At 66.0% G+C, this 15,929-nt stretch carries 11 protein-coding genes; 5 read left to right on the forward strand and 6 right to left on the reverse strand.

Annotation, left to right across the window (positions count from 1 at the left end; genetic code table 11):
• The 3 genes from ACNQS7_RS30435 to ACNQS7_RS30445 are packed head-to-tail and all read left to right on the forward strand — an operon-like array spanning position 1 to position 1,798.
• Positions 1–642 (forward strand): Mce protein, encoded by a 642-nt coding sequence (locus tag ACNQS7_RS30435; protein WP_418015470.1) that lies wholly within the window; start codon positions 1–3, stop codon positions 640–642.
• Positions 639–1,313: a hypothetical protein gene (locus ACNQS7_RS30440; protein ID WP_418015471.1), complete on the forward strand. Its 675-nt coding sequence runs from the start codon at positions 639–641 to the stop codon at positions 1,311–1,313. The genes ACNQS7_RS30435 and ACNQS7_RS30440 overlap by 4 nt, the downstream gene beginning before the upstream one ends.
• Complete coding sequence (locus ACNQS7_RS30445; protein ID WP_418015472.1) at positions 1,310–1,798, forward strand: CAP domain-containing protein; 489 nt, start codon at positions 1,310–1,312, stop codon at positions 1,796–1,798. The genes ACNQS7_RS30440 and ACNQS7_RS30445 overlap by 4 nt, the downstream gene beginning before the upstream one ends.
• Before the next feature lie 3 nt (positions 1,799–1,801).
• Here ACNQS7_RS30445 and ACNQS7_RS30450 read toward each other — a convergent pair whose 3' ends face one another.
• From ACNQS7_RS30450 to ACNQS7_RS30460, 3 genes are all read right to left on the reverse strand, one after another.
• Positions 1,802–3,448, reverse strand: coding sequence for an NAD-dependent malic enzyme (locus ACNQS7_RS30450; protein ID WP_418015473.1), 1,647 nt, complete (start codon positions 3,446–3,448; stop codon positions 1,802–1,804).
• A 64-nt stretch (positions 3,449–3,512) separates the two neighbouring features.
• Positions 3,513–3,770: a hypothetical protein gene (locus ACNQS7_RS30455; RefSeq protein ID WP_418016211.1), complete on the reverse strand. Its 258-nt coding sequence runs from the start codon at positions 3,768–3,770 to the stop codon at positions 3,513–3,515.
• 159 nt (positions 3,771–3,929) lie between these two features.
• Complete coding sequence (locus ACNQS7_RS30460; protein ID WP_418015474.1) at positions 3,930–8,069, reverse strand: molybdopterin-dependent oxidoreductase; 4,140 nt, start codon at positions 8,067–8,069, stop codon at positions 3,930–3,932.
• Between the two features lie 361 nt (positions 8,070–8,430).
• Here ACNQS7_RS30460 and ACNQS7_RS30465 point away from each other — a divergent pair, with 361 nt between their 5' ends.
• Positions 8,431–8,901, forward strand: coding sequence for an LppP/LprE family lipoprotein (locus tag ACNQS7_RS30465; RefSeq protein WP_418016212.1), 471 nt, complete (start codon positions 8,431–8,433; stop codon positions 8,899–8,901).
• Positions 8,902–9,043: 142 nt separating this feature from the next.
• On the forward strand, positions 9,044–10,498 hold the full coding sequence (locus ACNQS7_RS30470) for a nitrate/nitrite transporter (protein ID WP_418015475.1): 1,455 nt from the start codon (positions 9,044–9,046) through the stop codon (positions 10,496–10,498).
• Here ACNQS7_RS30470 and ACNQS7_RS30475 read toward each other — a convergent pair.
• From ACNQS7_RS30475 to ACNQS7_RS30485, 3 genes are all read right to left on the reverse strand, one after another.
• Positions 10,495–12,435 (reverse strand): acyl-CoA dehydrogenase, encoded by a 1,941-nt coding sequence (locus tag ACNQS7_RS30475; RefSeq protein ID WP_310768205.1) that lies wholly within the window; start codon positions 12,433–12,435, stop codon positions 10,495–10,497. The genes ACNQS7_RS30470 and ACNQS7_RS30475 overlap by 4 nt on opposite strands.
• Before the next feature lie 462 nt (positions 12,436–12,897).
• Entirely contained in the window at positions 12,898–13,227 is a 330-nt protein-coding gene (locus ACNQS7_RS30480; protein WP_418015476.1) for a hypothetical protein, read from the reverse strand.
• Between the two features lie 172 nt (positions 13,228–13,399).
• Positions 13,400–15,877: an ABC transporter permease gene (locus ACNQS7_RS30485; RefSeq protein ID WP_418015477.1), complete on the reverse strand. Its 2,478-nt coding sequence runs from the start codon at positions 15,875–15,877 to the stop codon at positions 13,400–13,402.
• Positions 15,878–15,929: the final 52 nt, after the last annotated feature.

Here is a 15,929-nt window from a genome sequence, read left to right on the forward strand (position 1 = left end):
ATGGCCGAAGAACCTGACACGCCCGACATCGATGAAACAGGCATCGACGAGGTGGAAACCGAGTCGCCCGACGACGAGGACGCCCACACCGAGGAGGACGCCGAGGCCGACGAGGGCACCCCGGCCGGAAAAACCCGCCGACGGTTGGGGATCGGCAGCCGGCTCTCCCAGCCCGCACGCGCACTGGTGGCCGGCGCGCTCGTGGTGGCCGCGCTGGCCGGATTGACCGGCTGGCTCGGCTACCGCGCCTACCAGGAGCGGGAAGCGCAGGCGCAGCGCGATCTGTTCGTGCAGACCGCACGTCAGGGCGCGGTGAACCTCACCACCATCAGTTACACCGAGATCGATTCGGACGTGCAGCGGATCCTCGACCTGGCAACCGGAGCGTTCCGCGACGACTTCGAACACCGGTCCAAGCCGTTCATGGAACTCGTCAAGGCGGCACAGTCGGTGTCGGAGGGCACGGTGACCGACGCCGGTCTGGAGTCCCAGCAGGGCGACTCCGCGCAGGTGCTCGTCGCGGTCGCGGTGAAGTCACGCACGGCGGGCGGCGAAGAGGCGCCCCGGGAATGGCGGATGAAAATCGAGGTCAAGGCGGTCGGGGACGATGCCAAGATCTCCAATGTGGTGTTCGTGCCATGACGACACTGAGCGAAAGGGCCGGCGAAAGGACGGAGGACACCATCACCGAAACGCCTGACCCGACCACCGAAGACGAGGCCACGCAACAGGATTCGGAGGTCTCCGAGGTCAGCGACACCAGCGAGGTTGCCGAACTCGACGCGTCCGATGACCAGCCCGACGAACCGGAACCGAAGAGGAAGCCGATCGCATGGTCGCGGGTGCTTGCGTACGGCGTGCTGCCCGGTCTGGCCTTGCTGCTGGCAATCGCCGCGGGCTACTTCAAGTGGGTCGCCGTGTCGGGGACCGACGTTGCGAAAGCGCGCACCGAGTCGATGCGCGTCGCCAGCGAGGACGCAGTCGCCCTGTTGTCCTACAGCCCCGATACCGCCGAAAAGCAACTCAGCGCCGCCCGCGACCGGCTGACCGGCGATTTCAAAGACGCCTACACCGCGCTGACCCGGCAGGTCGTCATTCCGGGTGCGAAAGAGAAGCGCATCGCGGCGGTGGCGAAAGTGAATGCGGCGGCGTCGGTGTCGGCAACGGCCACACACGCCGTCGTGCTGTTGTTCGTCGACCAGACCGTGACGATCGGCGACGGCGGCACCCCCACCGACACCCAACCCGTGATCCGGGTGACACTGGAGAAAGTCGACGGCCGATGGCTGGTTTCGCATTTCGACCCGGTATGAGCAGGAGCGTGTTGTCAGTCGCCGTAACCCTTGCGGCGGCAGCAATATTGGCGGTCCCGTCCGCACACGCCGACAACAAGCGGCTGAATGACGCGGTGGTCTCCGGCGTCTATACCATTCAGCACCAAGCCGGCTGCACCAACGACGTCGTGATGAACAACTCGCTCTATCTGGCCGCCCAGTGGCACGCCGACGACATGATGAGCAACCGAAACATCAACGACGACATCGGATCCGACGGCTCGACACCGCAGGACCGCGCCAACGCCGCCGGCTTCCGCGGCCGGGTCACCGAGACCGTGGCCATCAACCCGGCGCTGTCGATCAGTAGCTTCGAGCTGATGAACCAGTGGTACAACAATTCCGACTACCTGGCCATCATGCGGGATTGCGCCAACACCGCGATGGGGGTCTGGTCCGCCAACAGCCTGGACCGCACTGTGGTGGTGGCCCTGTACGGGCAGCCGGCAAATCCGGCCCGCTGACGATCAGTCGTATACGGGCGACCACATCCGGTCGAGCACGGCTTGCCTGACATCGTCATAGGTCTTGGTGGCGACCCCGTCGTCGACCGCAGCGTGATACACGGCCTCGGCGACCTTCGCCGAGATGTCGCGCAAACCCTGCACATCCGGTAACAAGGAATCACCGGGCGCAACCGGATCAGCTTGTTGCGCAACGGCCTTCGCCGAAGCGTGCAGCATCGATTGGGTGAGCCGGCGGGCGCCGGCGACGATGATGCCCAGCCCGATGCCCGGGAACACCAGCACGTTGTTGGCCTGACCGATGGTGTACGTCGTTCCCTCGTGTACGACCGGCGCCATCGGGCTGCCGGTGGTGACCAGCGCCCGGCCGCCTGACCACTGCACCAGGTCGGCCGGCATGGCCTCCATCCGGGACGTCGGGTTGGACAGTGGAAAGATCATCGGCCGATCGCAGGCTGCGATCATCGCCTCGACGGCCTCCCGGGTGAACGCACCGTGCACCGCTGAGCACCCGAGCAAGACGGTCGGCGCGGCGAGCTTGATCGCATCGACCAGTCCGACGTGCTGGTCCGCTGCCACGCCGAGGCGGTCGCGGTTCTTGGCATAGGGCACCTGAAAGTCACGCAGGTCGTCCATGTCGTCGAACAGCAGACCCTGGCGGTCGATCGGCCAGATCTGTGACGTGGCCTGCTCGGGAGTGGCGCCGTCGGCAATCATGGCGTCGCGGATCTGGTCGGCGACGCCCAGCCCAGCGGTGCCGGCGCCGAACACCACGATGCGCTGGTCCCGCAACGGTGACCCGGTGACTCTGCAGCCGCCATATACCGCGGCCAGGACCACCGCGCCCGTTCCCTGCATGTCGTCGTTGAATACCAGGTAGTGCTCACCGTAGGTCTGCAGCACCCTGCGCGCGTTGGCCGGACCGAAGTCTTCGAAGTGCAGAATCGCCTGCGGGAAGAACCGGTGAGCCGTCTCGATGTAGCGCCTGATGAAGTCGTCGTACTGGTCGCCGCGACGGCGGGCGTGCCGGTTGCCCAGGTAGAACGGGTCCTGCAGCAACTGCTCGTTGTCGGTGCCGACATCTAGGGACACCGCCAGGCAGCGCCGGGGATCGATGCCGCCGCCGGCCGTGTAGAGCGCCAGCTTGCCGACAGTGATCTGAATTCCGCCCACGCCCCAGTCGCCGATGCCCAGAATCGCCTCGGCATCGGTGCAGACGATCAGGTCGATGTCGTCGGGGCCCTGCCCGAGCGTCGCGAAGGCGTCGGCGATCTCGTCGGGCTCGTCGATGCTCAGGAACAGTCCGCGCTGGCCGCGGTACTCGTCGGAGAAGCGCTGGATCGCCTCGCCGACGGTAGGTGTGTACACCACCGGCATCAGCTCGGGAAGGTGATCGGTGAGGACCTTGTAGTACAGCAGTTCGTGGCGGTAGTGCAGCTGTTCCAGCAGCAGATTACGGCCCAAATCGGTTGCCATACTCTGCAATTGGTGCCAGACGCGGTCGGCCTGCTGGTCCAGGGTCAGTACTGCGGACGGGAGCCTGCCGGTCAGCCCGAGCTGGCGCCGCTGTTCGTGGGTGAATCCCACGCCGCGGTTCAGACTCGGGGTCGACAGTGCTTCCGGGAACCGTGGCACGCAGGCATCACTCATCGCCAGCTCCGTCCGTGACTAGAGAGGTGTCAGGTCACGTTAGCGCTGAATGAGTAACCGGGGGTTACCAGCCGGAGGCGGATTTGCGCGTGTCCTGGTTGAGGTCCGGGTGCTCCACCAGGTCGCAGATGCACATCTCCTGGGCCCGGCGACGGAAGCGGCCGGCGCGTTCGAATTTCAGGTGCTGGGCGTAGACCTTGTCGCGCTGATTCTGGGAGAAAGCCAGGTCCAAGTTGACCGGCAACCCGGCCCAATCGACTTGGTCGGCCGGTGCGTTGGTGCCCTGGCGGCTTCGGCAGTGCCGTGGGCAGACAGTGCGCACATCTGTCGCAGAGCTACCGGACTTACCTTCAGACTCCCGAGCCACGCGTACGACCCTCCCTCGAGTGCACGTTCTCTTGGGTGAATGGTGCGACGCCCATGTTGCAGCTAAAGGCGTGTGACGTTTCCGTCAAATTAAGCGATTACCCAGTAGTGGCGCTTAGTACACATCGCGGTGGTAGCGCTTGTCGGTGCTCAGCGCCTGCACGAAGGCCCTGGCCGCCTCCGCGCCGAGTTTGCCATGTTCGGCCGCGATATCGCAGATTGCCTGGTCAACGTCCTTGGCCATCGGGTCGGCGCTACCGCATACGTATAGCTGGGCACCGTCTTGGAGCCAGCTCCACAGCTCGGCACCGCGCTTGCGCATCAGATGCTGCACGTACACCTTTTCCCGCTGATCACGGGAGAATGCCAGGTCGAGCTCGGTGAGCAACCCGTCGGTGTGCATGGCCCGGATCTCATCGCGGTAGTAGAAGTCGGTGGCCGCGTGCTGCTCGCCGAAGAACAGCCAGTTGGGTCCGGTGTGGCCCAGCGCGCGCCGCTCCTGCAGAAATCCGCGGAACGGGGCGATCCCGGTGCCGGGGCCGATCATGATCATCGGAGTTTGCGGGTCGCTGGGAGGCCGGAAGTTCTTCGACGTCCGTACGTAGACCGCGATGCGGTCACGGGGGGCGCGGTCGGCCAGATAGGTCGAGCACACCCCGCGCCGCGGCACGCCCTGGAAGTTGTACCGCACCGGCGAGACGGTGAGGTGGACCTCGCCGGGATGCACTTTGGGGCTCGACGAAATCGAATACAGCCGGGGCTGTAGAGGTTTGAGCACGCTCAGCCACTCGTCCACCGATGCGTGCACGGGCGCCTGCGCCAGCAGGTCCACCGCCTGCCGTCCCCAGGACCAATCTGCCAGCGCCGCTTTGTTTTCCGCCCTCATCAACTCGCTCAGCCGGGCGGCCGCGCCGGCGTCGACCGTTCGCTGTTGCACGAAGCGCAGCAGGTCGGGGCTGATATGGGCGATCTCGAAGCGGTCGGTCAACGCCGTGCGCAACGACATTGCGCCGTGGTCGGCGACCTCGACCTCGGTATGCCCGTCCAGGCCGGTGACGGTCAGCCATTCGTCGACGAGCTGCTCGTTGTTGTGTGGCCAGACTCCGAGCGCGTCGCCGGCCTGATAGTCGACCGTCGCCTCCGGCAGGTCGAAGACCAACTGGCGGACGTCCTTTGCCGACTGCGGCCGGCTCAGTGTGATGTTGCGGATCACGTCGGTGACCAGGGGCCGCTTCTTGGTGTAGTGCTGCGTGCCGCTGCCGGTGGCGGTCGCAGGCTTGCGGACGGGTCTGTCCGATAGTGCGCCCAGCATGTTGTCGAGCCAGCGGGCGGCGGCGTCTTCGTAGTCGGGCTCGCAGTCGACGCGGCCGGTGATGCGGGTCGCGCCCAGTTCGGCGAGCCGCTCGTCGAGCCTTCGTCCGTGGCCGCAGAAGTCGTTGTAGTTGGAGTCGCCGAGGGCCAGGACGGCGTAGCGAGTCTCGGCCAGCCGGGGTGCTTCCTGGCCCGACAGTGCCCGCCACAGGGCGGCGCCGTTGTCGGGCGGATCACCGTCACCGGTGGTGCTGGTGATCAGCAGTAACTCGCGCGTGCCCGGCAGGTCGCCGACCGGGAAGTCGTCCATCGCATGCACAGCCACCGACAGTTCGGCGTCGGCAAGGCGCGCGGCCACGTCGGCCGCGAGTTCCTCGGCGTTGCCGGTCTGGGAGGCCCACAGCAGCACGACGGCGGGCCGCCCGGCTGCGGCATCGGGCTTGCGGTGGGTGTCGATTTCCGCGGCCGGCGCCGGGGTGCGTGAGCATATCCCCGCGATCATGCCGTCCAGCCACATCCGGGTGCGGGTGTCGAACGGTGCGCTGACCGGCAACGTGGGCAAGCCGGTCATCGGCCGGCCGGCCTCCACCCGCAGCCCGGCCAGCAGCCCCGCCAGGTAGGCGCGACCGTGCGGGTCGAACTCGGGCGCGGGTTCGGATGCCACGCCCAGGAACTCGGCGATCGCGTCGATCTGGGACAGGCTGACGAGAGGCGCCGGGTGACCGGTGGCGGGTGTCTGCGACTCCTGGGGCGGCGTTGCGGTGCGGCCGGCGACCTTGGTCAATGTGACCGCGCAGGCCTTGTACTCCGGTTGGCGCGACACCGGGTCTACGGCGTCATTGGTGACCGCGTTGATCGACAGGTATTCGCCGAAGGTGTCGTTCCAATGGAACGGTGCGAAGCAATTGCCGGGCCGGACCCGGTCGGTGACGACGGCGGGCAGCACGGCGCGGCCGCGTCGGGACGCGATCTCGACCCGGTCGCCGTCGCAGATGTCCTGGCGGACAGCATCTTCCGGGTTGATCTCCACAAACGGCCCGGGGTTGAGCTTGTTCAGCTTGGCGACCTTGCCGGTCTTGGTCATGGTGTGCCACTGGTGCGGCAGGCGCCCGGTGTTGAGCAGGAACGGGTAATCGTTGTCCGGCATCTCCTCAGGCGACAGGTGCGGACGGGCGAAGAACACTGCGCGCCCGTGCGGAGTCGGGAACGCGAGCCGGGGTACGTGCCCGTCCTCCCGGACCAGGCGGGTCTGGCTGACCCCGTCGTTGAGGTAGCGGATCGGGTTGCGGTCGGTGGTGCTGTCGGGTGGGCAGGGCCACTGCACCGGCGTTTGGCGTAACCGCGGGTAGCTGATGCCACGGATGTCGTAGCCGGTCCTGGGATTGGCGAAACGCTTGATCTCCTCGAACACCTCCTCGGCGGAGGAGTAGCTGAACGAGTCGGAAAATCCCATCGCGCAGGCGATTCGGGCGATGATCTGCCAGTCCGGTAAGGCCTGCGGCGGTGGATCGACCGCCTGCTGGAACAGAGTGAGGTTGCGTTCGGAGTTGACCATCACGCCGTCGGACTCCGTCCACAGGGCGGCCGGCAGCACGACGTCTGCGTATTCGTTGGTCTCGGTCTCCAGATACGCGTCCTGGGTGATCACCAGCTCGGCCCGCTCCAGACCGGCCAACACCGTCTTCCGATTGGCAACGGTGGCAACGGGATTGGTGCAGATGATCCAGCACGCCTTGATTTGACCGTCGGCCATGCGGGTGAACATGTCGATCACGCCGTCGCTGACGTCGGTGCGCAGCGACCCGCGGGGAATGCCCCACTGGTCCTCGGTGAACTCGCGGTCCTCGCTGCTGGTCACCGCGCGCTGGCCCGGCAAACCCGGTCCCATGTAACCCATTTCGCGCCCGCCCATGGCGTTGGGCTGGCCGGTGAGCGAGAACGGTCCGCTGCCGGGTTTACAGATCGCACCGGTGGCCAGATGCAGGTTGCAGATCGCATTGGTGTTCCAGGTGCCGTGGGTGCTCTGATTGAGTCCCATCGTCCAGCAACTCATCCAATTCGCGGCTTCGCCGATCCACTGCGCCGCGGTGCGGATGTCTTCGATCGCAATGCCGGTGATTTCACTGACCCGCTCGGGGGTGAATTGTTCCAGGAAGCCGGGCATCACCTCCCAGCCGGTGGTGAACTCGGCGATGAAGTCCGGGTCGGTGTGCCCGTTACGCACGATCAGGTGCAGTAAGCCGTTGAGCAGCGCGAGATCCGAGCCGGGAGCGATCTGCAGGAAAAGGTCGGCCTTGGCCGCGGTCGCGGTGCGGCGGGGATCGACGACGATCAGTTTCGCACCCGCCTTGACCCGTTCCATCATGCGCAGGAACAGAATTGGATGGCAGTCGGCCATATTGGCGCCGATGACGAAAAACACATCGGCGTGGTCGAAGTCCTGGTATGAGCCGGGCGGTCCGTCGGCTCCGAGCGACAACTTGTAACCGGAACTTGCCCCGGCCATACACAGCCGCGAATTGGATTCGATCTGGTTGGTGCCGATGAAACCTTTGGCCAGCTTGTTCGCCAGATACTGAGCTTCCAGCGACATCTGCCCCGACACGTACAGGGCTACGGCGTCAGGTCCGTGCTTGTCGATGATGCCCCGTAACCGCTTGGCGGACCGCATGATCGCGGTGTCGGTTTCGATGGGTTCGAACGGCTGACCACGGTCGGTCCGTACGTATGCCGACTCGGCCCGACCCGACGCGGCCAGAAAGTCAGCGGTGGTCGTGCCTTTGGTGCACAATCGGCCGAAGTTGGCCGGATGATTGTCCTGCCCAACAGTTTTCGCGATGTGACGGCGGCCGCTTTCCGGATCCTTGGTGATCTGCAACACCATTCCGCAGCCGACGCCGCAGTAGGCGCACATGGTGCGCACGGCATCGTCGGGGGACCGCATGGTGATTTCCGACCTCTCCTCTCGCGCACCGGGAACTGTCCTGATCGTCCGGTAGCGATGTTTCGGTACCGCGCACCCGAGGTTTCAGCGGTTTTACGGACTTCTCGCACGGGGTAAGGCCCCGTGTGCGGTCGGCATGAAATTCGGGTGGCGGCGCGTGCCGCCGTCGACGCAACACCGGTCCTCGTCGACCAGTGGTCTTCGCCGAGGTTACCCACGCCGAGCCGCGCTTCAGGCCCTGCACCTGGGGTTTTGACCAAACCCGACGGACATTCACAGAGTGTGCCCAGCTGCGGCGGCCGGCGGCCGGCCTCTTCGCTAAGCTCGCGAGGTGCGGTCTCGGTTCGGCGCTGCCCTGCTCATGCTGGGGGTGGCGGTGGCAGGTTGTGGCGGCCATTCGTCGACGCCGCCGCAAGCGAAACCGGATTCCTGCAAGGAGTCCGACAGCCCTACCGCGGAGACGGTACGACGGGCCATCGCCGCCGTCCCGGTCGAGGTGCCGGGGTCCGCCTGGGTGGAAATCGCCCGCGGCCACACGCGCAAATGCCGGCTGAACTGGGTACAGATCATTCCCACCATCGCCTCGGAATCGACGCCGCAACAGCTGTTGTTCTTCGATCGCAACACCCCGTTGGGATCGCCCACCCCGAACCCAAAGCCCTACATCACCGTGCTGCCTCCCGCCGACGACACCGTGACCGTGCAGTACCAGTGGCGAAACGGCAGTGACGAAGAATGCTGCCCCACGGGCAAGGGCACGGTGAAGTTCGAGATCGGACCCGGCGGCAAACTCAGGGCGCTCAGCCCCATCCCGCATCAACCGCCCGCCTAGACCTGCGGTTTTCGCCTCTTTCAGCACTTCTACAGCACACCTACAGCAGGTTCCGGCTGCTGGTGGCGTGCTTGACTCCGGTTCGCCTGGCACGCTGAAGCTTCCGCACCAGACACCGGGTCACGACGCGGTAAGGAGGGTCATGCACCAGCAAACGCTGCCGCCGAGGGTGGAGCCTTGTGACAACGTCGCAAGCGGTCGTCGTGGCCCGCGTCACATTTCCCACTGGGATGCCGAAGATGTGGCGGCGTGGGAAGCCGGCAACAAATTCATCGCGCGACGGAATCTGTTGTGGTCAATCGTCACGGTGCACCTCGGGTACTCGGTCTGGACGCTGTGGCCGGTGATGGAACTGTTCATGCCGCAGAACGTGTACGGGTTTTCCACGGGCGACAAGTTGCTGTTGGGCATGACCGCGACGTTGGTCGGAGCCTGCCTGCGGATGCCTTACTCGTTGGCCACCGCGGTCTTCGGCGGACGCAACTGGGCAATCCTTTCGTCGCTGGCCTTGCTGGTCCCCGTCGTCGGCACGATGGTGTTGTTGCTGCATCCAGGTCTGCCGTTGTGGCCGTACCTGATCTGCGCGGCGCTCACGGGATTGGGTGGCGGCAATTTCGCGGCCTCGATGAGCAACGCCAATGCCTTCTATCCACACCGGCTCAAGGGTTCCGCGCTCGGATTGGCCGGCGGTATCGGCAATCTCGGTGTGCCGACGATCCAGCTGGCCGGGCTGCTGGTCATCGCCACCGCTGGCGACCGCAAACCGTATCTGGTCTGCGGAATGTACGCGGTGTCACTGGTGATCGCGTCGATCGGGGTGACCCGAGGCATGAATACCGTTGCGCAGCATCACGTCAGGCCCGCTCAGCTGCGGCCGATCATCGCGGCGATGTTCGCGTCCCGCGACACCTGGCTGCTCTCGCTGCTCTACCTCGGTACCTTCGGCTCGTTCATCGGCTTCTCCTTCGCGTTCGGACAGGTGTTGCAGACCAACTTCGTGGCGGGCGGGGAAACGGTGACGCAGGCCAGCCTGCACGCCGCCGAACTCGCCTTTCTGGGCCCGCTGTTGGCTGCGGTGGCAAGGGTTTACGGCGGCCGGCTGGCCGACCGCATCGGTGGCAGCCGCCTCACGCTGATGGTGTTCCTCGGCATGGCGCTCACCGCAGGGCTACTGATCAGCACCAGTGCGCATCAGCACCGTCATCACGGCGGTACCGCCATGGCCGGCTATTTCGCGTGCTTCATAACACTTTTCGTGTTGTCGGGGTTGGGCAACGGATCCGTCTACAAGATGATCCCGACGATCTTCGAGGCGTGCAGCCGCACGCTCGATGTCGGCGAGGCCGATCGGCGGGAATGGTCGCGGATCATTTCGGGCGTGGTCATCGGGTTTGTCGCCGCCATCGGCGCACTCGGCGGGGTCGGCATCAACCTCGCGCTGCGGGCGTCGTATCAGAGCACCGGGGCCGGGACCGAGGCATTCTGGATCTTCATGTGCTGCTATGCCGCTGCCGCCGCGCTCACCTGGCAGGCTTACGTCCGCAGAGCCGTCACCCCGGTGGTACGGTCCGCGGAACTCATTGTGAGCAAGGCTTAGTCGGGCAGATTCTCCGGGTGCAGCATCTCGGCGTAGCGCAGCGGCGCCGGAATGCCGAACCCGTCGACCAGCGTCCTGGCGTGCGGGCGCAGCACCCGGCACCGGTCGTTGATGCCCCGGGTGACGGCTTTGGCGCGCTCGGTCGACAGGTACCGGTGCTCGATGAACCAGGCCTTGTCCTCTTCGATGACCGTCAACGCGTACAGGTCGCACACCACGCCCAGCAGCTCGCGTGCCTCGCGGTCCCGGCATGACTCGATCCCGGCGACAAAGGCTTCCAGCACCACAGTGTCGATGTGGGCTTTCGCCGCGTGCAGCACGTGATCCTGCACCGCGTTGAACGCGTCGAAGGCCGACATCTCCTTGGACTTGCCCTGCAGCCGGCGCGCCACCGAGGACAACAGATATTCCTCGCGGTCTTCGAACATCTGCACCTGGGTGCCGCGGTTGAACAGGCTGCCTTCCTCCTCGTTGTCCTGCCGGGAGTCGACGATGCGCTGCATGATCGCTTCGGCCGCAGTGCGTTTCTTCACCCGGTCGCCCACGGTGTTGGCCGCGAAACGCACCCACTCGACGGGGCTCATGCTCTTGATGTCGTCGGCGTAGGCGGTCAGCAGTTCCTTGGCCACCAGCTGGGTCAGCACGTGGTTGTCACCTTCGAAGGTGGTGAACACGTCGGTGTCGGCCCGCAGCGCGATCAGCCGGTTCTCGGCCATGTAGCCGGCGCCGCCGCAGGCTTCGCGGGCCTCCTGGATGGCCTGGGACGCATGCCAGGTGTTGGCCGCCTTCAGCCCGGCGGCACGCGCTTCCAGCTCACGCTGCTCCTCGGCGTCCACCACGTCGGAGGTCTGCAGGTCGTGACACTTGGACACCAGTTCGTTCTGAGCGAACTGCAGCGCGTACGACTTCGCGATCAACGGGAACAGCCGCCGCTGATGCACCAGGTAGTCCATGATGAGCACTTCGTGGTCGTCGTCGCCGGGAGCGCTGAACTGCCTGCGCTGCAACGCATAACGGGTCGCGATGTCCAGCGCGACGTGGGCCGCGTTGCCGGCGCTGCCACCGACGGTGACCCGGCCGCGGATCAGCGTGCCGATCATCGTGAAGAAGCGCCGGTTGGCGTTGTCGATCGGCGAGGTGTAGGTGCCGTCCGGTTCGACCTCGCCGTACTTGTTCAGCAAGTTGACCCGCGGCACGCGGACGTTGTCGAACATGATGCGGCCGTTGTCGACACCGGGCAGGCCGCCCTTGTAATGGCAGTCCGAGGTGGTCACGCCGGGCAGGTCGTTGCCGTCGGCGTCGCGGATGGGGACCAGGACGCAGTGCACCCCGTGGTTGACCGGCTTGCCGTCCTGATGCGTGATGAGTTGGGCGAAAACCGCTGCGATGGTTGCGGTTTCGGCCGCGCCGCCGATGTAGTCCTTGCGTGAGGTCGGGGTGGGGGAGTTGACGACGAACTCTTCGGTCTCGACGTCATAGGTGGCCGTGGTCTCCAGCGACTGGACGTCGCTGCCATGCCCGGTCTCGGTCATCGCGAAACACCCGAGCAGATCCAGGGTGATGATGTCCCTGACGTAGGAGGCGTGGCGCTCGGTGCCCAGATTTTCTACGGCACCGCCGAACAGGCCCCACTGCACGCCGGCCTTGACCATCAGTGAAAGGTCAGACATCGCCAGCATCTCGATCATGGTGACCGCCGCGCCGACGTCGCCGGTGCCGCCGTGCTCCTTGCGGAACCCTTCGTCCGAAACGCCGGCGGCCGCCATCATCTGCATCTGCTCGGCGACCTTGGCGCGCGCGATGACCGTGTTGGGGGTGTGGTGCGGACGGAAAGCCTCATGCGAGAGCTTGGCCCGCGTCTCGTTCTTCACGTCGCGCCAACGCCCGTCAAGCGCGTCGCGGATGTAGTCGGCAGTGCTCTTGTTGTCTGACGCCATTCCCCGACCGTAGTCGTTCGAATGCCCGTCAGGAACAGGTCGGCCCTATGAACACAGTGTGTCGCAGAAATCTTTCAGTCGTTACGTGCATTCTCGTGTTCGTCGTAATCGGCGGCGCGGGCCCAGGGCATGCTGATTTGGTTCCGGCACAAGGGAATTGCCGGGTCTTATGACCGTCGGCGCAGTTTCGCCCGCGCTGCGTGTACGATGCCGGATTCCCCCTCGCTGGGCGCAACCGCCGCCGCCCGAGGCCGTCATTGCCGCCGCGGCGGAACCGGCCGATAGGCACGGGCGATGCCCCGCCGATTATCTCTCCAAATTATGACGAACCTCCATCACAGGGTTCCTTCACCGTCGAAACGGAGGCGACTTCAGTCGGTGGGGAAATTCATGCGTCAGGTGGAACAGACACCGCCGAGGGTGATGGAAATCGCGGAATTGGTGGGGTACCCGTCTCCCGGACTAGGGGCACATGAAGCTGATCGGCGGGCATTCCTTTCTGGTGATCGCCTCGATCGGCGGATTGTCACCGTCCCAGATCGAGATCGGGCTGCCCTGCGAGGTGACGTTGCCCATCCCGTAGTTGGTCGGATACCAGGTGTGGCAGACGCTCCAGTCCCAGTCGATGAACTGGTTCACGACGTAGGGCGGCTGCTTGGGGTTGCCCGGACACCACTGGTGCGGCGTAAACGTTTCCGCGTGTGCGACACCCGCACCCCACCCGGCGAGCGCGGCGGACCCCGCCAGCACGGTTGCCGTCAAGACTTGCTTTGTTGCGTGGGCCAGTCGCACGACGGCCCTCCTTTCTGCAGGCAGAAATAGGTGCGCAGGTAATGTCGCCGACGCGATTCGCGTGCCGCAATATGCGCACCATTTCCATTCTTGAAATGGCATTGATCTCACTCGGGCCGAGATTAGCTTCGGGGACTTGTGGAATTCTTGCGTGCGGACCCGCCGCTACCGGTCAAGGTCGGGCAATTTCCTGCTTCTCGCGAGGCAGCGGCGCTGCCGACGGCGGACGCAATCGGTAGCGGACGATCCCGAGCCACACCGCGCCGAGGACCCCGAGCATGAGCATGTCGAATACCCACCAGCCCGAGTAGTGGCTCCACATCGCGTTGTGGTCCGCCAGCTTGTCGATCCGGCGCAAATCCACCGTGGCGGCCGCGGCCGCAAAACCCCATTGGGCCGGGACGAACCTCGAGACCTGGTCGTAGCCCCAGGTCCCCACCAGCGAGGCCAACCCACCCGCGAACAACAGCGACGCCAGCAGCGCCGGGATCAACAGCGGCACCACCTCGGCCATCGACTTGCCCAGCGACGACAGCGCCAGGCCCACGATCGCCGAGACGATGGCCGTCGCCGCCACGGCGACGTAAAGCTCGATTTCCGCCGCCAGCGGGGAAGTGCCGAACAACGCCGCGCCGTGCTTGGGTCCTCCCTTGCCGACGATGACAAACGCGGTCAGGATGGCGGCCTGTGTCGCGGCGACCAGACCGAAGACAGCGAGTTTGGCCAGCAGGTACGCCGATGCGGACAATCCGATTGTCTGTTCCCGCCGGAAGATTCGGCGTTCGGAGACCAGGGTGCCAATGGTGACGGTGGTGCCCATGAGCACCGCGGCGAAGTTGAGCGCGGCCAGGATCTCGATTGCTTCGTGGGCGTTGGCAGACGACGAGCCGGGCCGGCTCAATCCGGAATTGCCGGGGATCAACAGTGTCAACGCTCCCAACACGAAGGGGAGCGTCAACAGGAAGAGCGAATAGACCGGGCTCGACGACAGCAACCGCAGCTGGCGACGGACCAGCAGCCGGAACTGCTGCCCGAAGCCGGGGACGGGCGCGAGCCGCTGCGGCCTGGCTACCGACGGCGGCGTCGGCGAGACCGAAGACTGCTGGCGCATGAGGAAGGCGTGGTGAGCGCCGTGCGGGTCTGCGCTGATTCGCCCGAAGATTTCGAACCAGTCGGTGGTGCCCAGCGCCGAGTCGATATGCGAGGGCGGCCCGGCGAACGCCAACTGGCCCGCGGGGGTGAGCAGTAATACCTGGTCGCACATGTTGAGGTAGGCCGGCGAAGTGCCGGCCACCACCACCACGCAGCCGAGGTCGGCCTGCCGGCGCAACAGCGCCATGACGTGCTTCTCCTGTGCCGGATCCAGCCCGGCTCCCGGCCCCTCGACCACCAGCAGCGACGGCCTGATGAGCAGCTCGACCGCCAGCGACACGCACCGGCGCGCTTCGGGCGGCAACTTGGCGACCCGGGTCGTGCGGTGCGGGGTCAGCTCGAGCTCGTCGAGAACCTGATGGACGACCCGGTCGCGGTTCTCCGGCGAGGTGTCCGGCGGCAACCGCAGCGCGGCCGCGTATTCCAGGGCTCTCTCCACGGTGAGCCGGGGATGCACCCGGTTGTCGCGCGCCACCGCACCGATCCGTAATCGCTGCACATCGGGCTCGGCGTGCACGTCGTGGCCGTCCACTGTCAGTAGACCTGAGGTCAGCAAGCGGGTTCCGGCGAGCAGGCCGGTCAGTGCGAAATTGCGCGCCGCCGCCGGCCCGACGACCGCGATCAGGGATCCCGGGGGTGCCGTGAACGTGATGTTCGACAGCAGTTCATGGCCATCGACGGTGAGGCCGAGCTGGTGACCGGCGACGCCGATCGTCCGTGCGCCCGGCAGCAGCGGCAACCGGCTGGTCTGGGGTGGGAGCTCGTCGAGTGGTTTGTCGTCGCCGCCGGGGAGCATCCTGCGGCCCGCCTCGGTCATCCGCTCGACCAGCCCTGGCATCTTGGCCGGGGCGTCCTGGGGTGCCGGCGGGGCGGGAGGTGCGTCCGCCGGGACGAACCGGAACGGCCTGGTGGGTCTTTCCAGCGGGGAAGGTTCGACGGGGCCGTACCCGGCCGCGGGTTGGGCGGGGATGCTGGTGGTGGCGGGTTCGTCGGGGAGTTCGGTGGGTTGGGCGGGGATGCTGGTGGTGGCGGGTTCGTCGGGGAGTTCGGTGGGTTGGGCGGGGATGCTGGTCGTGGCGGGTTCGTCGGGGATATCTGGCGACGCCGGGACGGGTGGAGGCACCGGCGTCTTGACCCCCATCGGATCGGTGGTGGGCGGTGGCGCGTCGTCAGGAGCGGTGACCTGGAAACTCAGCCGCGGTCCGCGCTGCGGGTCGCCGATCGCGATCGTCTGTCCGTCGCGGATGTCGATCGTCGACATCCGCATCCCATCGAGGAACAGGCCTCGGTGGCTCTGATCGACGGCCAGCCAGTGGGTGCCGGCGAAGCGCAGCACCACGTCGGGGACGGGTTCACCGTCAAGTCCGGGGCCATCGGGGTCCAGTCGGACGTCACAGTGTCCGCCGTGCCCCACGATCACATCGCGGCCCGGCGCGAAGACGTACCGCACCGATCCGACCCATACGGTCAACGGGGAGACGTCAGGGATGGCCGTCACCTTTCATCGTGGAGTGCTGACTCAAGTGTCTACCCGTTCACCCGGTCCCTCC

This window comes from Mycobacterium sp. 23 (assembly GCF_048287075.1).
Classification (GTDB): Bacteria; Actinomycetota; Actinomycetes; order Mycobacteriales; family Mycobacteriaceae; genus Mycobacterium; species Mycobacterium gordonae_B.

What these genes read in the sequence shown, in the direction of transcription:
- ACNQS7_RS30435 (WP_418015470.1), top strand. Translation starts at nt 1, where the DNA reads ATGGCCGAAGAACCTGACACGCCCGACATCGATGAAACAGGCATCGAC.
- ACNQS7_RS30440 (WP_418015471.1), top strand. Translation starts at nt 639, where the DNA reads ATGACGACACTGAGCGAAAGGGCCGGCGAAAGGACGGAGGACACCATC.
- ACNQS7_RS30445 (WP_418015472.1), top strand. Translation starts at nt 1,310, where the DNA reads ATGAGCAGGAGCGTGTTGTCAGTCGCCGTAACCCTTGCGGCGGCAGCA.
- ACNQS7_RS30450 (WP_418015473.1), bottom strand. Translation starts at nt 3,448, where the DNA reads ATGAGTGATGCCTGCGTGCCACGGTTCCCGGAAGCACTGTCGACCCCG.
- ACNQS7_RS30460 (WP_418015474.1), bottom strand. Translation starts at nt 8,069, where the DNA reads ATGCGGTCCCCCGACGATGCCGTGCGCACCATGTGCGCCTACTGCGGC.
- ACNQS7_RS30465 (WP_418016212.1), top strand. Translation starts at nt 8,431, where the DNA reads ATGCTGGGGGTGGCGGTGGCAGGTTGTGGCGGCCATTCGTCGACGCCG.
- ACNQS7_RS30470 (WP_418015475.1), top strand. Translation starts at nt 9,044, where the DNA reads ATGCACCAGCAAACGCTGCCGCCGAGGGTGGAGCCTTGTGACAACGTC.
- ACNQS7_RS30475 (WP_310768205.1), bottom strand. Translation starts at nt 12,435, where the DNA reads ATGGCGTCAGACAACAAGAGCACTGCCGACTACATCCGCGACGCGCTT.